Source organism: Methyloceanibacter sp. (assembly GCF_058506495.1).
This window is the reverse complement of the sequence record NZ_JBZMXT010000005.1, coordinates 44,003-66,186: the sequence shown is the minus strand read 5'-3', so window position 1 is coordinate 66,186 and position 22,184 is coordinate 44,003. Positions and strand designations below refer to the sequence as shown.

23 protein-coding genes are annotated in these 22,184 nt (G+C 59.0%); 13 read left to right on the top strand and 10 right to left on the bottom strand.

The features are described from left to right. Window positions 1–87 precede the first annotated feature (87 nt). Window positions 88–468, bottom strand: a complete 381-nt coding sequence (locus tag AC33YF_RS02415) for a 4a-hydroxytetrahydrobiopterin dehydratase (protein WP_491775600.1) — start codon at window positions 466–468, stop codon at window positions 88–90. Between the two features lie 128 nt (window positions 469–596). On the opposite strand from AC33YF_RS02415, the gene AC33YF_RS02410 reads away from it, so the two are divergent. The 8 genes from AC33YF_RS02410 (at window position 597) to fae (ending at window position 7,751) form a co-directional block, all read left to right on the top strand. Continuing rightward, the gene (locus AC33YF_RS02410) at window positions 597–980 is read left to right on the top strand and encodes a nuclear transport factor 2 family protein (RefSeq protein ID WP_491775599.1); all 384 of its coding nucleotides are present in this window, start codon (window positions 597–599) and stop codon (window positions 978–980) included. Window positions 981–1,001: 21 nt separating this feature from the next. After that, window positions 1,002–2,045: a beta-ribofuranosylaminobenzene 5'-phosphate synthase family protein gene (locus tag AC33YF_RS02405; RefSeq protein WP_491775598.1), complete on the top strand. Its 1,044-nt coding sequence runs from the start codon at window positions 1,002–1,004 to the stop codon at window positions 2,043–2,045. Window positions 2,046–2,147: 102 nt separating this feature from the next. Beyond that, window positions 2,148–3,056, top strand: coding sequence for an NAD(P)-dependent methylenetetrahydromethanopterin dehydrogenase (locus tag AC33YF_RS02400; RefSeq protein ID WP_491775597.1), 909 nt, complete (start codon window positions 2,148–2,150; stop codon window positions 3,054–3,056). Beyond that, on the top strand, window positions 2,995–4,224 hold the full coding sequence (locus AC33YF_RS02395; RefSeq protein WP_491775596.1) for an ATP-grasp domain-containing protein: 1,230 nt from the start codon (window positions 2,995–2,997) through the stop codon (window positions 4,222–4,224). Before AC33YF_RS02400 ends, AC33YF_RS02395 begins: the two co-directional genes overlap by 62 nt. A 54-nt stretch (window positions 4,225–4,278) precedes the next feature. Beyond that, window positions 4,279–5,244 carry a methenyltetrahydromethanopterin cyclohydrolase gene (gene mch / locus AC33YF_RS02390; protein WP_491775595.1) on the top strand — a complete coding sequence of 322 codons (966 nt, stop codon included), beginning with the start codon at window positions 4,279–4,281 and terminating at the stop codon, window positions 5,242–5,244. 5 nt (window positions 5,245–5,249) lie between these two features. Next, on the top strand, window positions 5,250–6,185 hold the full coding sequence (locus AC33YF_RS02385) for a RimK family alpha-L-glutamate ligase (RefSeq protein WP_491775594.1): 936 nt from the start codon (window positions 5,250–5,252) through the stop codon (window positions 6,183–6,185). Beyond that, window positions 6,182–7,030 (top strand): triphosphoribosyl-dephospho-CoA synthase, encoded by an 849-nt coding sequence (locus AC33YF_RS02380; protein ID WP_491775593.1) that lies wholly within the window; start codon window positions 6,182–6,184, stop codon window positions 7,028–7,030. The genes AC33YF_RS02385 and AC33YF_RS02380 overlap by 4 nt, the downstream gene beginning before the upstream one ends. A gap of 211 nt (window positions 7,031–7,241) precedes the next feature. Then, window positions 7,242–7,751: a formaldehyde-activating enzyme gene (gene fae, locus AC33YF_RS02375; protein WP_491775592.1), complete on the top strand. Its 510-nt coding sequence runs from the start codon at window positions 7,242–7,244 to the stop codon at window positions 7,749–7,751. 107 nt (window positions 7,752–7,858) lie between these two features. Here fae and AC33YF_RS02370 read toward each other — a convergent pair whose 3' ends face one another. Next, the gene (locus AC33YF_RS02370) at window positions 7,859–8,641 is read right to left on the bottom strand and encodes a HisA/HisF-related TIM barrel protein (protein WP_491775591.1); all 783 of its coding nucleotides are present in this window, start codon (window positions 8,639–8,641) and stop codon (window positions 7,859–7,861) included. Window positions 8,642–8,754: 113 nt separating this feature from the next. Here AC33YF_RS02370 and AC33YF_RS02365 point away from each other — a divergent pair, with 113 nt between their 5' ends. Then, window positions 8,755–9,771, top strand: a complete 1,017-nt coding sequence (locus tag AC33YF_RS02365; protein ID WP_491775590.1) for a hydantoinase/oxoprolinase family protein — start codon at window positions 8,755–8,757, stop codon at window positions 9,769–9,771. A gap of 108 nt (window positions 9,772–9,879) precedes the next feature. After that, window positions 9,880–11,055, top strand: a complete 1,176-nt coding sequence (locus tag AC33YF_RS02360; protein ID WP_491775589.1) for a fatty acid desaturase — start codon at window positions 9,880–9,882, stop codon at window positions 11,053–11,055. Window positions 11,056–11,103: 48 nt separating this feature from the next. Here AC33YF_RS02360 and AC33YF_RS02355 read toward each other — a convergent pair whose 3' ends face one another. From AC33YF_RS02355 to AC33YF_RS02325, 7 genes are all read right to left on the bottom strand, one after another. Beyond that, a complete protein-coding gene (locus tag AC33YF_RS02355) occupies window positions 11,104–11,679 on the bottom strand; it encodes a DUF447 domain-containing protein (RefSeq protein WP_491775588.1) in 576 nt (191 codons plus the stop codon). A 19-nt stretch (window positions 11,680–11,698) separates the two neighbouring features. Further along, a complete protein-coding gene (locus AC33YF_RS02350) occupies window positions 11,699–13,099 on the bottom strand; it encodes a DUF6513 domain-containing protein (protein WP_491775587.1) in 1,401 nt (466 codons plus the stop codon). An 11-nt stretch (window positions 13,100–13,110) separates the two neighbouring features. After that, window positions 13,111–13,773, bottom strand: coding sequence for an amino acid kinase family protein (locus AC33YF_RS02345; RefSeq protein ID WP_491775586.1), 663 nt, complete (start codon window positions 13,771–13,773; stop codon window positions 13,111–13,113). 11 nt (window positions 13,774–13,784) lie between these two features. Beyond that, window positions 13,785–14,180, bottom strand: coding sequence for a dihydroneopterin aldolase (locus AC33YF_RS02340; RefSeq protein ID WP_491775585.1), 396 nt, complete (start codon window positions 14,178–14,180; stop codon window positions 13,785–13,787). A gap of 61 nt (window positions 14,181–14,241) precedes the next feature. Further along, complete coding sequence (locus AC33YF_RS02335; RefSeq protein WP_491775584.1) at window positions 14,242–14,970, bottom strand: (5-formylfuran-3-yl)methyl phosphate synthase; 729 nt, start codon at window positions 14,968–14,970, stop codon at window positions 14,242–14,244. Between the two features lie 54 nt (window positions 14,971–15,024). Beyond that, complete coding sequence (locus tag AC33YF_RS02330; protein ID WP_491775583.1) at window positions 15,025–16,749, bottom strand: tetratricopeptide repeat protein; 1,725 nt, start codon at window positions 16,747–16,749, stop codon at window positions 15,025–15,027. A gap of 131 nt (window positions 16,750–16,880) precedes the next feature. Continuing rightward, entirely contained in the window at window positions 16,881–18,380 is a 1,500-nt protein-coding gene (locus AC33YF_RS02325) for an NAD(P)H-hydrate dehydratase (RefSeq protein ID WP_491775582.1), read from the bottom strand. Between the two features lie 280 nt (window positions 18,381–18,660). On the opposite strand from AC33YF_RS02325, the gene AC33YF_RS02320 reads away from it, so the two are divergent. Together AC33YF_RS02320 and glnA are read left to right on the top strand one after the other, a co-directional pair. Further along, window positions 18,661–18,999 (top strand): P-II family nitrogen regulator, encoded by a 339-nt coding sequence (locus AC33YF_RS02320; protein WP_491775581.1) that lies wholly within the window; start codon window positions 18,661–18,663, stop codon window positions 18,997–18,999. A gap of 116 nt (window positions 19,000–19,115) precedes the next feature. Next, on the top strand, window positions 19,116–20,525 hold the full coding sequence (gene glnA, locus AC33YF_RS02315; protein ID WP_491775580.1) for a type I glutamate--ammonia ligase: 1,410 nt from the start codon (window positions 19,116–19,118) through the stop codon (window positions 20,523–20,525). A 192-nt stretch (window positions 20,526–20,717) separates the two neighbouring features. Here glnA and AC33YF_RS02310 read toward each other — a convergent pair whose 3' ends face one another. Next, window positions 20,718–21,011: a hypothetical protein gene (locus AC33YF_RS02310; RefSeq protein WP_491775579.1), complete on the bottom strand. Its 294-nt coding sequence runs from the start codon at window positions 21,009–21,011 to the stop codon at window positions 20,718–20,720. Between the two features lie 206 nt (window positions 21,012–21,217). Here AC33YF_RS02310 and phnD point away from each other — a divergent pair, with 206 nt between their 5' ends. Further along, complete coding sequence (gene phnD / locus AC33YF_RS02305; RefSeq protein WP_491775578.1) at window positions 21,218–22,168, top strand: phosphate/phosphite/phosphonate ABC transporter substrate-binding protein; 951 nt, start codon at window positions 21,218–21,220, stop codon at window positions 22,166–22,168. Window positions 22,169–22,184: the final 16 nt, after the last annotated feature.

Below are 22,184 nucleotides of genomic sequence, written 5' to 3'. Positions count from 1 at the left end.
CACAGATAAACAGGTGACTCCTACGGTGCAAGCGCGGCCAATCAAGTTCAAAGACAAATATGGACCCTCGCGGTCGAGGGCTGAGCGCTATGACTTGTCATACTTGATGTAGGAAAAGCGCATGTCATCCTCGGGCGTCCCCTCAAGGGCACCCTCCTCTTGGGCAGGTTGCCAGTGGACGACATCCTCAATTTTCTTGGCCAGTTCGAAGTCCTTATCTGTGATTCCCTTCGCCGCATGGTTCTGGAGCCGCACCTCTACCCAGGCGTAAGAGGCCGTGATGTCCGGATGGTGCCAAGCCACTTCCGACAGGTGGCCAACGGTGTTGATCACCATCAGCGTCCCTTTCCAGCTGTTGGTCTTGTACTTGCGACGAATCCAACCGTCCTCGAGATACCAGTGCGGGAGCTCCTTCTTCAGACGCTCCTCAACTTCTGCATCGCTATACGTGCGCTCTTTCGTTGCCATCGCTCTCGTCTTTATGAAACAGTGCGCCGCAACATCTGGAACTGTGCGCCGCTATTGTGGGCCTAGCTGCCGTGAGCATATCGGCCGGCCAAGGGTCGATCAATGGACGCTGCTGGACGATAAAGCCAATGCCCGACATCGAGCACAACAAAGAGACGGTAATGGCCTTCTACGACATGGCGTTCAACCAGTCGCGCCCCGCCGAGGCAGTCGCCCGCTATGTGGGTGAAACCTACATCCAGCACAATCCTCACGTGAGCAACGGAAAGGATGGTTTCATCGCCTATTTCGAGGAAATGCATCGACGCTACCCCGGCAAGCGCGTGACCTTCAAAAGGGTCCTGGCGGAGGGCGACTTCGTGGTCTTGCACTGCTTGCAGGAGTGGCCGGGCGAGAAAGACTGGATTGGAATCGACATTTTTCGGCTGGATGAAGCCGGAAAGGTTGTCGAACACTGGGACGTCCTTCAAGTTGCGCCAGAGATTTCGGCCAACCCCAATGGCATGTTCTAATGTCAGGGGGCCCAGGTCCTGATGGAAACAACGTTAGCTGAGTTGTCCCAGTCCGAAGACGAGAATAGCGATTTGAGTGTGACCGTCGCCACAACAGCGCGTCTGCACTTCGGCTTCTTCGACCCCAGTGGCCGGACTTCGCGGCCGTTTGGCAGTTTCGGGCTCTCGTTGGATGGTCCAGGGACGAGTCTTACCCTGAAGCGCTCGGCCGACGACGTGGCGACCGGCCCGGAAGCGGAAAGAGCGGCACGCTATCTGCGAACAATCGCCAACGCCCATACCATTGATCGCAGCTATCGCCTGGATGTTGCCGAAGCAATCCCGGCGCATGCAGGTCTCGGATCAGGAACGCAGCTGGCCCTCGCCGTTGGCGCCGCATTTGGAATGCTGGAAGGGCTGGAGCTATCCCCGTCTCAGATCGCACGTGAGCTTGGCCGGGGTGCGCGGTCTGGGATCGGCATTGCGACCTTCGAATCCGGAGGCGCGGTGCTTGACAGCGGGCCGCATGGTGGTGGCCTTCCGCAGTTGGTCGCCCGAGTCCCCTTCCCCGCTCCTTGGCGAACTCTACTTATCTTCGATCCTACGTCCAATGGCCTCGACGGTGCTGACGAGCTGGAAGCCTTCGAAACCTCACCCGGCTATTCAGAGGAGGAAAGGAACGCGCTTGAACGACGCATCCTGGAGCGCGCTCTACCTGCGCTTGAGGCACAGGACTTCGATGCCTTCTGCAAAGAAGTTGGGTATCTTCAGACACGCATGGGTGAGTACTTCGCGCCAAGCCAAGGCGGCACGTTCACTAGCCCTAAAGTCGGTGCAGTCTTGGAGACGTTGCGCGCAAAAGGCGTGACGGGGCTGGGCCAGAGTTCTTGGGGACCAACAGGCTTTGCTTTTGCCGATACGGAGGCTGGAGCGCAGCGCCTTCTCGCTATTGCGTCCGAGGCCATGCGCAGGATCGACAATGGCTCCGCGCTAGAGCTTGTCATCACCAAAGGCCGCAACACAGGTGCGGAGATTTCGGCGCCGCATAGGCTGGCTTCCAAGAATCTGGGCGCAGCGGACGCTTGAGGACCTTTGCAGTCGCCCCCGATGTGCTAAAGCGGAAGTCATAAAGGCAACACAAGCGGCTTATCGCGCGACGAAGCGCGCCGACCGCGCAAGTCTGGGGAGATGGCAGCGATGGCCCCGCCACGTATTCTGCACATGATCACGCCGCTCAAATATATGAGCCCGTTTGATATCAATATGGGGATAGATGCCGGGTACGATCACGCCATCCCCTATACGAATGCAACGATCGAGGACGTTTACGGCCTCGTTCAAGACTCAATTTTCTCGCGCAGCCCAGAAGGCATCAAACGGCAGGCCATTTTCATTGGCGGCAAACGCGCCATCGAGTCTCTCGATATGATGGACAAGGCCAAAAAAGCGATGGTCCCGCCATTCGAAGTCTCCGTCTTTGCGGACCCGGCCGGTTCCTTCACAACGGCCGCAGCCATGGTGGCATGTGCCAAGACTGCCCTCGAAAAGAGCTTCAGCACCGATTTCAAGGATAAGCGCGTAATCGTCTACGGCGGCACGGGCGTGGTCGCTTTCGCGTCCGCCGTGATCGTCTCGATGGATGGCGCCAAGGCGTTCCTTGTCGGCTATGACGGTCCCGAGCGCGTGCGTCGCCTGACGATGGAAGCCAATGACCGATTTGGCGTCGACCTCAGCTACGCGGACGGCACAACTGAGGCGCAAAAGGAAGAGCTGGCACAAAGCGCCGACGTGATCTTTTCCGCCGGTCCCGCCGGGCGTCAGATCTTGAGCCTCGCTCAATACAAGCCGGCTAAGAATCTCAAAGTCGTGGCCGATGTGAATGCCGTTCCACCGCTCGGTATTGAGGGCGTTGGGACCCAGGACAACGGCGTCCCCGTGGAAGGAGCCAACGGTGCCGTCGGAATCGGCGCGCTGGCCATTGGGGACATCAAGTACAAGACCGAAATCGGCATGTTCAAAGAAATGATCAATGCCAGTGAGCCCGTCTATCTTGACTTCCGAGCCGCTTACCGGCTGGCACAAGACCTTACCTCGTAAATTGACCAGCCAGTCTCAGGGCTCTCTGTTGATTGCGTCGGTTTCGGGCCGTGCTCTGGCGCGCGCCGCAGCGGAAGCGGGCTTCGTGCCGCTCGTAGCGGACTTCTTCGCAGACTTGGACACGCAGGCGCTGTCTTATCGCGCCTACAAAGTTCCCGGTGACCTCTCGAATGGCTTCGACTGGGCATCGCTCGAGCCTGTACTGGGCGCTCTCAGTCAGGACGCGCCCTCCCCGATTATCGGACTGATCAATGGGTCTGGTTTCGAAGACCGGCCAGAGCTTCTGGATCAAATCGCAGAAAGGTGGCCGCTTCTGGGGAACGACGCTCCATGCGTGTCCGCTGTAAGCGATCCGGCGCGCTTCTTCACGTCCTTGGCGCGCCTCTCAATTCCGCATGCCGAAACTCGGCTTGAGCCGCCGCGCGACCTAAGCGGCTGGCTTGCAAAGCGGCTTGGCGGCGCTGGTGGGAGTCACGTTGTCCCAGCTGACGAGAGACCAACGGCACGCAACGTCTACTTTCAGAAGGTTGTTCCCGGGCGGCAGATCTCCCTCCTATTTGCTGCCAATGGAACGAGGTCGATTGTTCTCGGCATTAGCGAGCAATGGACATCTCCGACAGACGGGAAGCCTTATCGCTTCGGCGGCGCTTGTCAGCCCGCGCGCGCGCGGCGCGACATTGCACAGAACATGAGTGAGCTCGTTTCCCGCGCGGCTCAGCACTTTCGGCTAAAGGGTTTAAACAGCGCCGACTTCTTGCTGGATGGTGACGAGGCTGTCCTACTCGAAATCAACCCTCGACCCGGACGCACCCTCGACATTTTTGCAAATGCAGAGCCTGCGCTGATACGCGTGCACTTGGATGCACTCCTTGACTCACGACTCCCAACCGAAGCGCCGGCGGTCGATGGCGCAACTGCATCGGCGACCGTTTTTGCACCGCGACGCCTCGCAATACCGGAGCTGATGAACTGGCCGGCTTGGGCCGTGGATCTGCCAATACCAGGAGAACGCATCGACAAAGAGTACCCGATATGCACTGTACTCGCCGGGGCAGGATCGGCGGACGCGGCTCGGCGTCTCGTTCAAGCACGCACCAGCGATATTCTGGCAATGCTGAGCGCGAACGGAGCTCTCTCAAATAGGGATCGAGTCCTCGCCCACGACTAACGCGCCTAAGAACGGCTCATCCAAGAAAAAGGCCGAGCAGATAAGAGGGAGAAGATGACCACACCAAGTTTGAATACGCATGTTGCACCGCTCGTGCAGGACCTGATCGATAACGCCGACGCCTTGCGGGTCGGCGTTTCCAAGGGCTCGTTGGGGGAAACGCATATTGACTGCGGTGTGGATTCGGTTGGCGGTCTCGAGGCGGGGCGGCGCCTCGCCGAGATTTGTCTAGCAGGACTCGGCGTCGTGTCCTTCGAAACTGCGAGCACGACCGATCGTTGGCCGTTCCTAGTAACCGTGCATACAAGCCAGCCCGTGCTCGCCTGTCTCGGATCGCAATATGCGGGCTGGAGCCTTTCGGGCAAAGATGGGGACGGAAACGATTTCTACGTTCTGGGTTCTGGTCCGGCGCGATCGATGGGCTCGTCGGAGACTCTGTTCGACGAACTCAAATACCGCGATAGGGCCGAAACCGCGACGCTCGTAATCGAGGCGGACAAGGCGCCGCCAGCGGCCGTCGTCGAAGAGGTTGCCAAAGCCTGCGGTCTACCAACGGAAAAGCTGGTCTTTCTTTTCGCGCCGACATCAAGCCTGGCCGGGACAGTACAGGTTGCAGGCCGCAGCCTTGAAGTGGCTCTGCACAAAGCTCACGAGCTGCACTTTCCCCTCGAGCACATCGTGGACGGCTTGGCGACTGTACCTATTCCCCCACCAATTCCAGGTTTCGTGGAGGCTATGGGGCGCACAAACGACGCCATCATTTACGGCGGACGGGCGCATCTTTACGTCGAGGGTGACGAAGCGGCAGCAAAGAAACTCGCCGAGGAACTCCCGAGCGCAAACTCCAAGGACTACGGTAAGCCGTTTGCTGAGATCTTCGCGGCCGTAAAGGGGGACTTCTACCAAATCGACCCGATGCTATTCAGCCCTGCTAAGGTGACAGTAACGTGCCTGTCGACAGGCAAAAGCTTCGAAGGCGGCGCTATCGACGAGACCGTTCTCGATCGCTCGTTCTCTTGAGGAACATGACTGAAGTCTCCGCAAAGATGCCATCGATCGTCCTGTTCGGCGATGGGCGGGACTGGCATGGCAAAAGCCTGAGGCGAGCATTCGAGCGGCGAGGCATCCGACCGTTGGTCGTGCCGCTCGCACAATGCGGTTTCTCGACAGAAACGGCGACCGGCCTTGCAATACCTGGACTAGGAGACCACTGCCCCAAAGGCGCTTTCGTTCGGTTCGTTCCTGGCGGCAGCTTCGAGCAAGTCACGCTCTATTTGGGCCTCCTGCATGCCTTGCGGGAGCTCGGCGTCACCGTGTGGAACGACGCTCGCGCCATCGAGCGCTGCGTGGACAAGTCCACAACAACATTTTTTCTGCAGAAGGCGGGTCTGCCGACCCCGCGCACTTTTGCGGGCGTCGATCGCAGCACGGCGGAGGGAATCGTGTCCCGTCTCGTTCAGGAGGGCCGTAGTGTAGTGGAGAAGCCCCTTTTTGGGGCTCAGGGGAAAGGCATACGCTTAGTCGCTAGCGTCCAAGACCTATCGCCGCCAGAGGACGTAGATGGCGTCTACTACCTCCAAGAGTTCGTTCCGCCCGCTCAGAAACACCATCAGGACTGGCGTCTCTTTGTCTCCGGCGGACGCGTCGTCGCCTCTATGATCCGGCATGGCGAAGATTGGATTACGAACATCAAGCTCGGCGCGCGCGCGAAGGCAGCGATTGCTAGCCAGAGCCTCATGGATCTTGCGGTGCGCGCAGCATCCAGCGTTGGCGCAGACTATGCTGGCGTCGATATCATCCAAGACCGAGGTGGTCGCTTCCTCGTTCTCGAAGTGAATTCTATGCCTGCCTGGAATGGACTTCAGAAAGTTACGAGTCTCAGGCTCTCCGACACTGTGGTCGATGCGTTCTTAGCGGACGCTTTGCCCAAGAGGGGTCGAGATGCAGAGGGGGAATCGTGAGCGCCGCTCTGTCTGGCCCTGACATTGCCAAAGCGTTCCAGGACGCGTGCCTTTCGGAGCTTGACGCCCTGAAACCGGGCAACGTTCATCGTCAGGCAGACGGCCACGGAATGGAAGTCGCCGACTTCGAAAAGAGCGCGGTCGCTGCGGCCCCGGCCATTGGCGCTGCCGGACTAAGCGTTGGAGAACGCATCGAAGCGGCGGCCGAAGCCACGCGCCGCGCGGTGAACGTCAATACCAATCTCGGCATCATCCTGCTGGCAGCCCCCCTCGCTCAGGCAGCGTTCACGTCCTCGGATGTCGACTTCAAGCATGCCCTCCAAGAAGTTCTCGCTTCGTTGACCGTCGAAGACGCCAGAGCTGCCTACCGTGCGATTCGAGGAGCGGAGCCTGGCGGCCTCGGATCCGCCCATGAGCACGATGTTGCCACAGAACCGAGGGTCACGTTGCTCGAAGCCATGCGCGCTGCACAGACCCGCGACCGCATTGCCTGGAATTACGCGAACAACTTCGTCGACATCTTCGATCTAGGCTTGAAGTGGCATGATGGCGGCATGGCCCGTTGGGGGGACGTGCCCTGGGTCACAACATACGTATATCTGGGCTTTCTTGCTCACATTCCTGATACGCTGATTGAGCGGAAATTTGGGACGCCCACGGCGGGAGAAGTCCTTGACGAAGCCCGGCCGATCGAAGCGAGCCTCGCTCAATGCCAAACGCCAGGTGAGATGGCCGGACCGCTGGTTGCATTCGATGCTTCGCTCAAGGAGCGCAAACTCAATCCCGGCACGTCGGCAGACCTTACGGTCGCAACATTATTCGCCTACGCGCTGGTCAACGGGTAACTTCCCGTCCAGAAATCGCCCTAAATCGATCAGAAGTGCCAACAATCGGCTTGCATCCTTGCAGTCCCGCCTTATGTTCACGTTCGCGGAGCCCAGGTTGGGCTGCGAGCGCTGGAGCGCATGTTGTGCTCTTCTGTCGGCGTCGCCGGGTCTCCGGCGGAGCTTAAGTCTTTAGTTTTGACCACGTTTCACGTACTAGGGAGGGGGCCTCATGGCCAAAATCACTGGTGTATGCATCGGCGAGTCGCTCGTCGGCGATGGCAACGAAGTTGCTCATATCGATCTCATTCTCGGCCCGCGCGGCAGCGCTGCCGAGTCGGCCTTCTGTAACGCGCTGACGAACAACAAGGACGGCTTCACGACCCTGCTTGCCGTCGTTGCTCCGAACCTGCTCTGCAAGCCGGCCACAATTCTCTACAACAAGGTCACCATCAAGGACGCCCGTCAGGCCGTTCAGATGTTCGGCCCTGCTCAGTACGCGGTTGCCAAAGCCGTTGCTGACTCCGTCGCCGACGGTACTATCCCTGCTGACGAAGCTGACGATCTTTATGTCTGCGTCGGCGTGTTCATCCACTGGGAAGCCGCGGACGACAAGAAGATCCAGGACTTCAACTATCAGGCAACCAAGGAAGCTATCGCCCGCGCTGTTGCTGGCGAACCTACGGCTGCTCAAGTCACCGCTCAGAAGGACTCTGCCGCCCATCCGTTCGCCGCTGGCTGAACAGGAGAAGCTGCGGATCGGGCGAGCTCCGGTGGCGAAGATGAGCCGGGCCCGATTCGTCGGTGGCTCAAGAAACTTGGTTTCTAATTCGCGGGGTTGACCGCTCGCTAAGTTTGAGGTCGCCGCTCTTCCCAAAGAGCGGCGATCTCTTTTTGTCCAATCGCGCCCGAATGCAGAGCTGTTGCGGCGAGCACCCCATGGGCTCCCGCGTCCCTAACCGTTGCCACATCCACCTTTGTTGCAACGCCACCCCCAACATACACCTGCCGATCGCCAACGCTGGCGACAACCGTCTTCAGGAGGTCCAGGTCAGGTCCGACCTCTGTCCCAACCCGCCCCAGACTCATCAGAATGACGCGGTCGGGCCAAAGGTCGCGCTGGCTCATCAGTTCCTTCGGCCCACGCAAGCCTTGCTCGTCGAAGTCCAGAGAAAGGACGAGGCTGCGGCCAAAGCACTCGCTCATCGCCTTCCAGTCATCGAGGCTGGAGATCGTCTCGCTGCCAATCACAAGCGTCGCCCCTAGCGGAAGCCAGAAAGCGCAATCGTCGAGGCTAGAGAATCCCGCATCGATCCAGAGCTCAGTCTGGGGAAGTGCATCCGAGAGCGCCTGGCATAGATCGAAGTTGTTGCCTTGTCCGAGAATGGAGTCGAGATCGGCGATATACAGAACGGGAGAGAAAGTGATACCGAGTAGCGCTCTAGCAATCGCCGGCGCATCGTGAGGCGGACCGAATGGGGTTGCAATTGGGCGGTACTCAGCCCGCTTCCCGGCCCTTGCCTGTTTACCCGCACGCGCGTGCACCACATCGCCGTCCTTCAGGTCGAGCACCGGAACGACGGCGAAGGACGCGAGAGGCTGATTCTCGGAAACTTCAGATGTCGGCGCCATGGCGAAAATGCCTTTCGAATCTCAGGGCCATCATGACGCGTATTGTCGGCATGGGAAACGTTGTCTTGTGGTTCTATGTCTTGTGAAACGATGTTCGTTCAAATGAGGTTTCAATGCCACTGTCGTTTGGGTGGGATCTGGGCGGTGTTAACCTTAAGCTGGCCCAAGCGCAGGACGGCCGGATCTTGTCGGTCGCACAAATCCCCTGCCCTGCTCTCACTGAACCCCGCAAGTTCGATCGAGCCGTCGAAGAAGCGCAAGTTTTCGTGGGTGGTCGCAATGCGACCCATGCGATCACCATGACCGGGGAACTTTCCGACGTTTTCGCCAACCGCTACGAGGGCGTGGCTTACTTGGTTGCGTTGATGCGCCAAGCGGTCGGCGAGTCGGCAAGATTTTATAGTCTTGATGGGTTCGTGGATGCACATGGCGCTGTTGCGGATTGGCAGAATGTGGCCTCAGCCAACTGGCATGCTAGCGCAGCGCTCGCAGCGACCGTTGAAGACAGTGGCCTCTTAGTCGATGTGGGCACGACGACGACAGATATCATTCCGTTCAAAGACGGTCGCGCTTGCGCCGTCGGACGCAACGACGGGGATCGCCTTACCGAAGGCGAACTCATCTATCGCGGCGTAGTCCGTACACCCGTGATGGCCGTTGCTGGCGAAGCCCCATTTAGAGGTCGTATGCAGGGGCTTGCTGCCGAGCGGTTCGCCACGATGGCCGATGTCTACCGCCTTACCGGCGAACTCCCAGACGATGCGGACCCGTTCGCAACTGCTGACAATCGGAGCAAAGACCTTGAGGACAGTGCGGCGCGTTTGGCGCGCATGCTTGGACGCGATGCCGACGATGCGTACTTCGTAGCGTGGCAAGCGCTCGCCCATTTCCTTGCACGCCGTCTTCTGGATCAAGTCGAGGCGGACGCCCGAGCGGTCATCGAGCGAGAAGCACTAAACCCGAAAGCTCAGATCGTTGGCGCTGGGTGCGGCCGGTTCTTGGCAGTCGCTCTCGCCGAGCGACTTGGTCGCCCATACCGCGATTTCGCCGACCTTATCCCTTGCTCAGACACCGCCAGGGAAATGGTCTCCCGTTGCGCGCCGGCCTCAGCCGTGGCACAGCTTGCTTGAGAGCCCGTATGCTCCCACATTGGGAGGGCTCTCGATTTTGATTCTATGGAGCCGCTATCTCGCCGTGACAGGGATAGCTGCTTGAACTGCAAAGGAATTATCGTAAACATGGCAAGCGAAAACCAGCCCGCCAACGTTCATGACGACATCATCTATCCTTCAGCGATTCCCTTTTTGTTGGTTCATCTTGCCTGTTTCGGCGCCATTTGGTCGGGCGTAACCTGGGAAGCAGCCATTCTCGGCATATCCCTCTATTGGTTGCGCATCTTCGCCATCGGGGCCGGCTATCACCGGCTTTTTTCGCACCGCGCTTACTCCACGAGCCGAGCTTTCCAGTTCGTCCTCGCCTTGCTGTGTCAAAGCACCGCACAGAAGAGCGTCTTGTGGTGGGCCGCCAAGCACCGGCATCACCACCTTCATTCGGACACCGAGCTCGACACGCACTCGCCTCGCCAGCATGGCTTTCTCTATAGCCATCTCGGGTGGATTTTCGCCAAGCAACACGACGATTTCGACAAGGATAAAGTCGCTGATCTGATGCGCTATCCGGAGCTCCGTTGGCTCGACAAATACCCGCTGGTACCTGCGTACGGTCTCGCGGCGATCTGCTTCCTTGTGGCCGGTTGGCCTGGCCTGTTCGTAGGCTTCTTTTGGAGCACCGTGGCCGTCTATCACGGCACGTTCTGCATTAACTCGCTCGCGCATGTTCACGGCAAGAAGCGCTACGTAACGGGTGACGACTCCCGCAACAACTGGCTGTTGGCGATCTTCACAATGGGCGAAGGCTGGCACAACAACCACCACGCCTTCCAAAGCAGCGTGCGGCAGGGCTTCCGCTGGTACGAGTGGGATCCGACCTACTACATCCTGAAGGCGATGTCCTGGGTGGGTCTCGTTTGGGATCTGCGAATGCCGCCGAAGAAGGTTGTGCGCAACGAGCACGGCCTCGGCGTGGGCGTCATCAATCGCGCAGCTGAGCAACTCGCGGGTCACTTCAATTCGGCCAACATTGCGAGCACGATCTCGTCGACACTGAGTGGCGTCGAGTTAGATGCCCTCCGCGATTCCTTACATCAAGCCCTAGCGCGCGCGCAGGATCGCACCCAAGGCGCTTTGGCCAATGTACATATCCCGCAAATGCCAACGCGTGAGGAACTCGAGGCTAAGGCCAACGCGATCTTCGCGCGCACGCAATCGCTCGAAGAGATCGTTGATCGCGCCTACCAGCTGCTCTTGTCGTCGGTGAATTCGTATCTGGCCGAGCCCGCAAAGGCACGCGCCTAGCCACGTGCGAGCCTTGCCGCGAAGACGCAGGAGATGCAAGCCATCGCACTAGTCGGCAGACGGTGTGCGCTTGTAGAAGTTCTCGATCTTCTCCACCAGGATTCGCCAAGCCTCGTGTTCGCGAGGGCCTGCTGTCTTCTCGACGGCAATCTGATGATAGGCTAGTTCCGTCTCGATTTTTTCACGCGGCAACATTGTGAGACGCGTGGCAAGGATCGCCGTTTCGATGACCGCCGCTTGCGCCCGGTTGAACCCCTTGAACGGCGCGTGGTTACCTTCATACACCACGTGGCAGTGAAATCGCGGCCTCAGCTCGTCTTCCTCGACGCGCTCTACCGCGAGCTCGATATGCGCCAATGCGTTTTCGAGAACGTGGCCTCGAACATGCGAGGCTAGCCTGGTTGGCCAGTTCTTGTTGCCGGTGAGACAACCCGCGAAGACCAAAACGTCGTCCGTAAAACTCGCGACGGCAAAGGGTGTGGTTCTAAGATTGTCGAGAGTCGTCGAGGGACGGAACGGCGCAATGATCCATCCCTCCCTGTCCTGAATGAGTCCTAGGGGTGCCATGTGCATCTTGCCCTCGTCACTGAGCGTGGTGACGATGGATTCACGTATCATGGGCATCCCGGCACCTCGTTCGACATTACGGCAGCTCCCGTTTCTTCTTCATTGCGAGCGTATGGCCCACCTCCTTGAGGCGCGTTCTGTCTTCCCGTGGTGCATCCGCGGCAACGCCCCAATCGAGCGGCTCATCCTGGGCATACCGCTTACCGAGACGCCAGGCGATTTCGGCCTTCGCTAGCTCTGCACCGAGATAAAATGCGTGCCCCGTGTCTCCATCAACTTCGATTTTGGGAAAGAACTCGAAAATGTCCTCCGCCGTGTGATGACCATCGCGGTTGTAGATGTGGACACCGTCTTCAGCGACCTCAATGCGAAAATTCCTGTCCCGCACGGCGGCCGCGTTGTCCGCGATTTCCTGCGGCGTTGATGAGAACGGCCGCTTCGCATGGAGTCCAAGCAGCTCATCCGTATAGCCCTTTGGCAGTTCTCCGTCCGCGCGCGACGCGTACATCAAACGGCGCGCGGCATCGTGCTCCTCATAAGTGCGACGTGTATGGGGGCTCACCTGCACCACGAGCACGTTTCGAATGTTCAACTCGGATGCGATGCCAATCAGCATGGCGGTAATGCCAGTCGTGTCCGCTTCGGTGAGTTCAGTGAGGTTCCCTGTCCCGAGCAGGATGTCCACATCAGGCCGCTCACGCCGCAGGTCGGCATATCGCTCAAGCGATGCCATAAAGCCAAAATTGATAGGATCAAGGACGGGGTCGGCCAGATACGGCAAGCCCCTGTCGTCTAGTACCGCCATAGCGCGGCGCAGCGACTCCATGTCTCCGTGAGTCGCTGGGATCAAGACGGGTACGGAGGACACTTCGTCCGCGATATGGAGGCGCGTCTCATCCAGGCTCAATAGATAATCCGCGCCGGCCCGACCGCCGCGAAGGAGCTCGTCTGGGTTGGCGGAATCAACACTGACCTTGTAGCCATAGGTCTTGAGCGCCTGGACCGTGTCTTCGAGATGGGGGAACGGCGTATCCGGCAAGCAACCGAGGTCGATCACATCAGCGCCCCGGTGGCTGTAATCCTCGGCGCGCGCCAGGATATCCTCGATACTCATGGCGGTGGCATCGATAATCTCGGCGAAAACGTTGATATCGTATTTCGACATGTCCGAGGCCCGGCGCGCACGGCCAAAAAATACCGGGATGTCCTTCACCTCATCGGGGCCACGTTCGACCGGGACCCTATAATGGGAAGACAGCTTGTCGAGATCGCCGCGGCATCTACCCGGTAATAGAATCCGATCGGCACCGTGGGCATCGGGAAGACGCCGCATGATGATGTCTTCGGTCATCAACGCTGCAACTTTCACACCGATATCGACGACGCGCCACTCGAATTCAGCGTCCATGCTCTTGAGAACAGCTTCAAGCCTCGGCTCAGCCAAATGCCCCGTGAGAAACAGGATTTTTTCGGCCATACCTGGCACGCTCACACAGTGACCGGACTCGGCACAGGCTGCTGACCTGCAAGAAACGCCGTGAGATTATTTTCGTCGCCCTGTCCGAAGACCATGGTGGCTACACCCGTTTCTCTGAGCATGGCGGGAAAGCCCTGATCGACGATGCCCTCATCACTCAGCGCCGTAGCACTCCAGCTTCGCTGCGATATAGGGGCCGATTTTACGACGCAGCAAAATGCCGCCTCTAGCCTCCCCGCCAACCAAAGCGCGAGACTATCGGAAGTCAGTCGCCAAGTCGGTTCAACATCCGGCCTGTTCGAAAGAAATGCGGACGGAGCCCAGACGGCGATGTGTCCACGCCTTAAGCTTTGGCGAAGGTCTTCTTCGGTTGTGCCCACTTCGCAACCATCACGTACACCCGCAATCGCCCAAGCGAGCTGATCCATGGCCAAGAGCGCCATTCGATGGGCCGTGACGTCACCGAAGCCCAATTGGCGCTGACAATCCCGCACCTCATCGGCTAGCGCGCCACCGCCTGGTACAAGAACGATTGGACGCTGGATACCCACCAAAGCATCGAGCCAACCTACAAGCGAGCCACTGCGCACCACGCTGCCGCCGAGCTTGACGACAACGGGCGGGGCATCAGACGAGCTTCTCTCGAATGCAGAGGCCTGCACTGCAGAGCTCATGATTGCGCCCCCTACTTCTGCCGGACAAGTCGAACCCCCACGGCGCCGGGATCCTTGTCGAGCTTCTCAACGGTCACCTCGACCCGCTGCGCGCGGGGATGGGAGACACAATGCTGCGCGACGTCTTCAGCGAGCGTCTCCACCAGGTTGATATGGCCGCGAGAGATGATCGCCTTTATGCCATTGATGACATAGTCGTAGTCCAGGGTCTGGTCTATATCGTCATCAAGTGTTTCAGGGTCCAAGGCAATGTCAATATCGACTGAGAAACGGACGCGCTGGGTGACGCCCTTTTCGTGATGGTGAACACCAATTTCTACTTCAAGCACATAATCGTGCACGAAGATCCTGTCTAACGGCTCACCTGTCCCGCTTACCGTACTCACATGTCCCAGTCGCTGTTCCATTCTGCGCTCCGGTCTCCTCCTAGCGTCTTTCCCGCGCCTCTATCTGAACTGAACCGATGCTCTAGCACATCGCTAAGGTCATACGCTCCTCGAAACGTGCAGTGCAATCGCCAAGACCGCCCGCCACGAGACGACCGATATCGGTACAGGCGGCGACGTCCAAGCCTTGGCCGCGGGAACCCTGCTCACAAAGCGCGCCGCGAAATCCCATCACGTCCGGGCGAAGCTGAAGCAGCGGCTGCACATGGCGGGCACGAAGCGAGCCGGCAAGGCCGACCTGCAATCCAGCACGGCGCGCCCGATCGACAAAACGCTCAATGTCGGCGAGCGGCATGTGATCGATCAGCGATCCGCGCGACTTGTTCGCCGTATCCAGCATCACGCCGGTTGCCCGGCTCGCCTCCGCTGCCTCTAGTGCGTCCATGTCTGGCAACGCATCTGCAAAAAAGACGAGCACGCGGTCTACATGTAGACGTAGGGCGCGTAGGGCATTGAGACAGCCCGAAACGTCGCCACCGGGCTGAATGCCGATCTTGACCGTATCGACACCGAGGCTCGCTGTGGCCGCCACAGCCTCTGCGATGGTGTCCGGTACCATTGGCAAGTCGCCCACGGTCGCGCTAACCGGCTTACGTCCCCCAACGGTCTTAAGGCAGTTCTGAATTTCGGCAGGCGCTACAGCGCCAAGCGCTCCCGCCGAGGGTTCCTTGAGGTCAACAATGTCAGCGCCCGCCGAGAGCACAAGCTCTGCCTCTTCCGCGCACCGAACGCTCGCAAGAAAATAAGTCATCCAGAATGTGTTAGCCCGGAAACCGACGTGCTGCCAGGGTCGTCTGCAAACACATCAACGGAACAGCCAGCCGAACCCGCCGCCGCTGCTTCTTCCACCGCCGCGGCGGCGTGACCGCGGGCGCTTCGGCGGACGCTGTTGCTGTGCATAACCACGGAAGCCATCGCCACGAGGACGCCGAGCCACGGGTGCCGCACGTTGGCGCTGCGGACGCAACGCCACTTCGCTGACGTTACCATCGGGGTCGGTGACGGATAGCGCGGCCGTTTGCCATTCCCAGGTCGCCGCCTTATCGCCCCAGCGCTCGGGTTCGATCGATAAAACCAACCGCTTGCGCGTATCGACGACGGCGACATATTCGAAGGCCCCATCGGACTTCGAGGCACCGGCGTCGTATCGCAGGAGTCCAATACCGGACTGCGCACCTTTGAGCGTCTTCCAGGACAAAATCTTCGGCCGCCCATCACCGAACATCTCCATCGGGACAACAACGCCGCGAATGTCAGGGTTGGTTGCCACGTAGCGGCCAGGTGATTTTTCGGAGATTACCCAGCCCTCAACTGGTTCCCCGATGCGCTGTCGATTATTGACGGGCACCGGAGCGCGAAGCTTTTCAAGGGCGGCACGCGCCTGGCTTTCGAATGGGTCCAGCGATGCGGCCCTCTGATAGTCGGAGATTGCGTTCTCAGTCCGCTTCTGGGCGCGGAAAATATCACCTCTCACGCGCAAGGCCAGGGGATAGTCGGGCTGTATGATCAGAGCGATGTTGGCGTCGATATAGCCCTGGTCTGGCTTTCGGTCGGACAGCTTGGTCTCGCCCCGAAGCGCGTACGCCTTGGGGTTCTTTGGCTCTAACTCCAGCACCTTATTGAAGTCCCGGATGGCGGCGTCGTGGCGCCTGTTCTTAGCGAGCAGGGCCCCTCGCTCCATTAAAGCATCGACTTTTTCGGGCTCGATATCGAGAACTCGGTCAAAATCCGCGACGCCCTCGCGAAATCTGTTCAGCCCCGCGTTGGCGCGAGCGCGCAGCATTAAGAGCTTCGATTTGTCTTGTTCGGGTTCAAGTTCAAGCGCCTGGGTCGCATCATCAGCGGCGGCCGCGAAGTTGCCCAACGCATAGTTGGCACTCGCGCGATTGCGGTAAGCCGCAGCGAGCTTCGGATCGAGTTTGATGGAGCGGCCAAGATCGCGCACAGCAGCGTGATACCGGTCCTTTTCAATGTGTGCCCGGCCTCGACCGTTGTAAGGTGCAGCAGTACGCGACAACAGCGCCGTCGCTTTTCGGAAGGATTGAAAGGCTGCCTCGTAATCCTTCAAAGAGGCATATGCGTTACCGCGATTGTTGAACGCTGCGCCGTAGCTGGGATCGAGCGCGATGGCGCGATCGAAATCCTTGATCGCTTCTTGCGGGTGGCCGAGATCCATCAGCGCATTGCCACGGTTGTTGAAGACAATCGCGTTGTCTGGCGCCAGCTGAATGGACTTATTGAAATCGTCGATCGCTTCCTTCGTCTTCTGCATGCGCCATTTGGCGACGCCACGATCGCTGTAAATGCTGGCTAGCACGAATTTGGAAACGTCCGGCGTACCGAGTGCCTCGTCGTACAGTGCTACGGCCTGATCGTATTGGCCGCGGAGCATTGCTGCCGTGCCTTCGCGCGCCTGAAGCAACACCTGGTCCGCAGCCTGAGCCGTGCTTACCGCAACCGCTGCGATAGCGGCGCAGAGTAGAAGCATCGTTACGGTCAGGCGGCTTTTCGAGTCGCGATTGCGGCTCATGATCGTGAGCGATCCTTCGCTAGAACGATTCCCTAGTCCCCAGAGGCACGACCAAACGTGATGCCTCACCAGCTGTCTCTCATAACCAGCGACTGTGTCAATAAACGGTCGCGAAAACAACACGATACAGCCTAACGGGCTGCTTGATATTCCTCAAGTTCTTCAAGGACTTCGGGGATCAGCTCCGGCAGGTCTTCTGCAATCAGGCCCGGACCGAACTGCTTCGCGGCCTGCCCATGCATCCAAACTGCTACGCAAGCTGCATCGAGGCCCCCAAGGCCCTGCGCCAGCATCGCAACGACCATACCCGCCATGGCGTCGCCTGACCCCGCTGTGGCGAGCCATGATGTGCCGTTGGTGTCGATGGCCGCATATCCGTCCGGTGCGGCAATCACGGTATCGGCCCCCTTCAGAACAACAGTCGCCCCGGAGCGGGAGGCGGCGGTTCGCGTTCGGTCGACTTTCGAGGCTCCGGGCACATCGCCGAAAAGCCGAGCGAACTCTCCCGCATGTGGTGTCATCACAACCGCTTGCTTTCGACGTTGAATCGCAGCGAACAAGATATCCGGTGTTTCTGCAAACGATGTCAGCGCATCAGCGTCTAATACGACCGCCGGTTCCGCCTGCAAAGCTGCCAGAACCATCTGCCGCGTTTCCTCACCCACGCCGTGGCCTGGACCCATTAGGAAGGCATTCTTGCGCGTATCTGATAGCAGCGCTGTGAGCCCCTGTGGCCCATCGGCCTCCTTCAACATCACCGCAGTTAGATGCGAGGCATTGACGGCCAGTGCATTCCGCGGGGACGCGACGGTTACAAGTCCGGCCCCTGCCCGCAAAGCACTCCGTGCTGCCAACCGGGCGGCCCCTGTCGCGTCGGTAGGACCTGACGCCACAACTGCATGGCCACGCAGATATTTATGGCCTAGTTGCGTGGGCCACGGGTACCGATCCAGCCACAGGCCAGGCTCGTTTGCGTACAGTATTGGCTTTACTGTCGCGAGGACCTCGTCTGGTATGCCGATATCGGCAAGATGAAGCTCGCCGCAGTGCAGATGACCCGGCGAGAGCAGATGCCCAGGCTTGAGTCGAAAGAAGGTGACCGAGCTCACGGCGCGTATGGCCGTTCCGAGGATCGAGCCCGTGGTGCCATCGACGCCGCTCGGCACATCGATCGCGATGATTGGTATGCCACTCTCGTTCGCGGCGTCCACAAGCGCACCCATTTTGCCATCGACAGGCCGCGACAGGCCGGCGCCGAACAAGCCGTCAACAATGACATCGGCGTTGTCCAGCAACGCGCTCTCGAGAGGATGGACTGGTCCGCTGTACCGCTCAGCCATGGCGGCAGCATCGGGCGGCAGCTTGCGCGGATCGCCATCAAAACCGACCTGAACGAAATAGCCTCGCTCGACAAGCAGGCGCGCCGCTACAAAGCCATCGCCTCCGTTATTGCCTGGTCCGCATAGTATCGCGACGGTGGAGGCATCGGGAAATCGGAGCGAGACCTCGTCGGCGACACTTCGGCCCGCATTTTCCATGAGCACAGCTCCAGCAACACCGCCCTCCATGGCGAGTTTGTCTGCCTGTCCCATCTCTTTGGCGGTTAAGAGTTCCAACATTGTCTTGATCATGTGCTAACTGGTTCGAAACACGAAGCGAGATGTCCCTGAAGTCTCGCGACACAATGCATGTGCCTTGTTTTTGTGCGTATTGCCTATTGAAACGCCACTCAGTCTTGCTTTGCCGCCTCCACAATTTGCGAAAATTCTCTAAGTTTATGATTCTACTACAGAATCGTCCGCCCATTAGATTGGCACAGCGTGTGCTAAGGCTTGTTCCTGAGCACGATCTGCAGCGCGGCGCACGAGACGGCAAGGCGCTGCAACACTAGACCGGGAGGTAGTACCTAGAATGAAAAAGATCGAAGCGATCATCAAGCCGTTCAAGCTTGATGAGGTGAAAGAAGCCCTCCAGGAGATCGGCCTTCAGGGCATCACGGTCACCGAGGCTAAGGGCTTTGGCCGCCAGAAGGGCCACACCGAGCTCTATCGTGGCGCCGAATACGTGGTGGATTTCCTACCGAAGGTAAAGCTGGAGCTCGTGCTCGTGGACCGTATGGCCGACAAGGCCGTTGAAGCCATAGTAGGGTCCGCAAAAACCGGTCGGATCGGCGACGGAAAGATTTTTGTATCCCAAGTTGAGGAAGCTGTTCGCATTCGCACTGGCGAGACTGGAGACGATGCGATCTGAGTGCAATTGGGCTAGCTCATTCGATCCATTTCACTCATAACACCCACATAAATTGAGCAACGTAGCGCTCGCCTTGTTCGGGGCTGCTACGCAACACTCTGTACACAGGAGGTCACATGGCAGACGCAAGTAGCACCGCCAAGAAGATTAAGGACGAGGAGATCAAGTTCGTCGATCTGCGCTTCACCGACCCTAGAGGCAAGATGCAGCACGTCACGATGGATGCGAACCTCATGGATGAAGAAGCTCTCGCCGAAGGCGTGATGTTCGACGGGTCTTCGATCGCCGGGTGGAAGGCAATCAACGAGTCCGACATGAAGTTGATGCCGGACTGCGACTCGGCAGTCGTCGACCCCTTCTTCGCGCAGAGCACGCTCGCTATTTTCTGCGACGTACTTGAGCCGCTGACTAACGAGCCCTACGAGCGCGACCCGCGCGGTATCGCTGGTAAGGCTCAGGCCTATATGCAGCAGACCGGCGTCGGCGACACCGCCGTGTTCGGTCCCGAAGCCGAGTTCTTTGTGTTCGACGATGTGCGTTTCACCGTCGAGCCCCATAACTGCGGTTTCCGCATCGACTCGACCGAGCTGCCGCATAATACGGGCACAGAATATGAGATGGGCAATCTCGGGCACCGCCCGCGCACTAAGGGCGGCTACTTCCCCGTTCCGCCGGTCGACTCAGCGCAGGATTTGCGTTCGGAGATGCTCTCCGTGATGGCCGAGATGGGGCTCACCACCGAGAAGCATCACCACGAGGTGGGTGCGTCTCAGCACGAGCTCGGCATCAAGTTCGGGCCCATCATCCAGACTGGCGATGCCTTGCAGGTCTACAAGTACGTGATCCACAACGTGGCCCACGTCTACGGCAAGTCCGCTACCTTCATGCCGAAGCCCGTCTTCGGTGACAACGGCTCGGGCATGCATGTGCACCAGTCGATCTGGAAAGACGGCGCGCCGACCTTTGCGGGCGACAAATACGCCGATCTGTCGGACACGGCACTGTACTACATCGCCGGCATTCTGAAGCACGCGAAGGCACTGAATGCCTTCACCAACCCGAGCACGAACTCGTACAAGCGGCTAGTTCCCGGCTACGAGGCGCCAGTGCTTCTGGCGTACTCGTCGCGCAACCGCTCGGCCTCATGCCGTATTCCGCTCGGCACGGGTCCGAAGTCGAAGCGTGTCGAGGTCCGCTTCCCTGATCCCACCGCCAATCCATACCTGGCCTTCTCGGCCATGCTTATGGCAGGTCTCGACGGGATCGAGAACAAGCTCGACCCAGGTTCGGCAATTGACAAGAACCTGTATGACCTTCCGCCGGAAGAACTGGAGAAGGTTCCGACCGTGAGCGGCTCGCTGCGCGAAGCTTGTGAGTCGTTGGATTCAGACCGCGCGTTCCTCAAGAAGGGTAATGTGTTCACTGACGATGCAATCGACGCGTATCTTGAGCTCAAGATGGAAGAAGTCGAGCGCTTCGAGATGATGCCTCACCCGGTCGAGTTCGACATGTACTACAGCGTCTAGCCCTCAACCGGCAAAACGCAATCGGAAAGAAAGTGGGGGCGGCCGCAAATTGCGGTCGCCCCCTTCTTTCGCCCGGCCTTGTCGAACCTCTGGCCTTTTTAACTTTCGCATTCCCTCGTCGGATGCGAGGCCTTTCGGTTCATACCAGGCTCCCCCAAAACTTCTCAACCGTCCCCCGGTTTCGCGCAGCGCTCACGCAAGCGCGTACACCCCCAAAACCATCAGAGCCGAGGCGGCGACCAATAGTGACATTCTTTCGCCGACCCATGCCTTCAGCGCTGGCGGAACAGTGATCGCGGCTTCGCGCCAGACCGAATAAGCCGCTGCCGCCATAAACATCGCTAGCGCCCATACGGGCACGTTGGTGCCAAACCCGCTCTGTCCTGCGTCCATAAGGATCACGCCCGTGTTCGCCGCGCCGGGAGTGATGGCGCCCAGTAGCGAGACGACGACTACCGCCGAGATCTTTGCGCAAAACATCAACATCGAGTCCGAAGTCCTCTCAAATTCGAGACGAATTTTAGGGACCCGCGAGTAAAGAAACGGGAAAGCAATACGCTTAAGTCCGGGTTAATCGGGCTGAGTTCCAGAGTCGCGGTAAGCACCCCAACATGCTCATAATCTTCGCAAATCTGTTATGTCGTCCCAGTAGCGTCTTCTATTTCAGGCAGGAGAGACAAGGGATGGGTCTTATGATCAGACGCGTTGTTGTACTGCTGGGTCTCATGGTTGCGGCGTGCTCACCGACAAACGCAGCATTTCAACTAGACAGTCGCTATCAGGACAACGATGGCGACTTGATTGCGGATATTCCGACGGACCCCTCTCAACTGGTGGACCCCTCGACGCTCATTTTCGCCTACACCCCGGTCGAGGATCCGGCTGTCTACGTAGACGTTTGGAAAGAGTTTCTTGACCACCTTTCCGACGTCACAGGAAAGCCTGTGCAGTTCTTCCCCGTTCAATCAAACGCTGCCCAGATCGAAGCCATGCGTGCCGGGAGGCTGCACGTGGCGGGAGTGAACACCGGCTCCAACCCACTCGCTGTCGCCTGCGCTGGCTATCGACCCTTCGCCATGATGGCGAGCGACGACGGCAGCTACGGCTATGAGATGGAGATCATTACCTATCCTGGCTCCGGCATCGAGAAGCCCGAGGATCTCAAGGGACGTGCACTGGCATTTACCGCGGAGACCTCCAACTCGGGATACAAGGCCCCCTCTGCCCTTCTCAAATCCGAATTCGGCTTAGAACGCGATAGAGATTTTGAGCCGCGCTTTTCTGGCGCCCATGACAACTCGATCCTTGGCGTCGCCAACAAGGACTATGACGCAGCGGCCACGGCCAATTCTGTAAAGGCCCGCATGATCGACCGCGGTGTGGTCCAGGAAGACCGCCTAAAGACGATCTACACATCGCAGACGTTCCCAACGACGAGCTTCGGCGTCGCGCACAACCTGACACCGGAGCTCCAAGACAAAATCAAGGAAGCTTTCTTCACTTTCGACTGGGAAGGCACAAAGCTCTTGGAAGAGTTCTCGAAGTCTGATGACACCAAATTTCTCCCCATCACGTTCAAAGACAATTGGGCGGTGATCCGCCAAATCGACGAAGCCAACAATGTCCGGTATTCCTGCAATTGACGTTGCCCTGTAGCCA

Coding starts and splice junctions, on each gene's coding strand:
- AC33YF_RS02330 (WP_491775583.1), bottom strand. CDS start 16,749: ATGAGCCGCAATCGCGACTCGAAAAGCCGCCTGACCGTAACGATGCTT.
- AC33YF_RS02355 (WP_491775588.1), bottom strand. CDS start 11,679: ATGCCCATGATACGTGAATCCATCGTCACCACGCTCAGTGACGAGGGC.
- AC33YF_RS02310 (WP_491775579.1), bottom strand. CDS start 21,011: ATGTTGATGTTTTGCGCAAAGATCTCGGCGGTAGTCGTCGTCTCGCTA.
- AC33YF_RS02340 (WP_491775585.1), bottom strand. CDS start 14,180: ATGGAACAGCGACTGGGACATGTGAGTACGGTAAGCGGGACAGGTGAG.
- AC33YF_RS02405 (WP_491775598.1), top strand. CDS start 1,002: ATGGAAACAACGTTAGCTGAGTTGTCCCAGTCCGAAGACGAGAATAGC.
- mch (WP_491775595.1), top strand. CDS start 4,279: ATGACCACACCAAGTTTGAATACGCATGTTGCACCGCTCGTGCAGGAC.
- AC33YF_RS02335 (WP_491775584.1), bottom strand. CDS start 14,970: ATGACTTATTTTCTTGCGAGCGTTCGGTGCGCGGAAGAGGCAGAGCTT.
- AC33YF_RS02365 (WP_491775590.1), top strand. CDS start 8,755: ATGCCACTGTCGTTTGGGTGGGATCTGGGCGGTGTTAACCTTAAGCTG.
- fae (WP_491775592.1), top strand. CDS start 7,242: ATGGCCAAAATCACTGGTGTATGCATCGGCGAGTCGCTCGTCGGCGAT.
- AC33YF_RS02360 (WP_491775589.1), top strand. CDS start 9,880: ATGGCAAGCGAAAACCAGCCCGCCAACGTTCATGACGACATCATCTAT.
- AC33YF_RS02410 (WP_491775599.1), top strand. CDS start 597: ATGCCCGACATCGAGCACAACAAAGAGACGGTAATGGCCTTCTACGAC.
- AC33YF_RS02415 (WP_491775600.1), bottom strand. CDS start 468: ATGGCAACGAAAGAGCGCACGTATAGCGATGCAGAAGTTGAGGAGCGT.
- AC33YF_RS02400 (WP_491775597.1), top strand. CDS start 2,148: ATGGCAGCGATGGCCCCGCCACGTATTCTGCACATGATCACGCCGCTC.
- AC33YF_RS02345 (WP_491775586.1), bottom strand. CDS start 13,773: ATGAGCTCTGCAGTGCAGGCCTCTGCATTCGAGAGAAGCTCGTCTGAT.
- AC33YF_RS02385 (WP_491775594.1), top strand. CDS start 5,250: ATGACTGAAGTCTCCGCAAAGATGCCATCGATCGTCCTGTTCGGCGAT.
- glnA (WP_491775580.1), top strand. CDS start 19,116: ATGGCAGACGCAAGTAGCACCGCCAAGAAGATTAAGGACGAGGAGATC.
- AC33YF_RS02325 (WP_491775582.1), bottom strand. CDS start 18,380: ATGATCAAGACAATGTTGGAACTCTTAACCGCCAAAGAGATGGGACAG.
- AC33YF_RS02320 (WP_491775581.1), top strand. CDS start 18,661: ATGAAAAAGATCGAAGCGATCATCAAGCCGTTCAAGCTTGATGAGGTG.
- AC33YF_RS02370 (WP_491775591.1), bottom strand. CDS start 8,641: ATGGCGCCGACATCTGAAGTTTCCGAGAATCAGCCTCTCGCGTCCTTC.
- phnD (WP_491775578.1), top strand. CDS start 21,218: ATGATCAGACGCGTTGTTGTACTGCTGGGTCTCATGGTTGCGGCGTGC.
- AC33YF_RS02350 (WP_491775587.1), bottom strand. CDS start 13,099: ATGGCCGAAAAAATCCTGTTTCTCACGGGGCATTTGGCTGAGCCGAGG.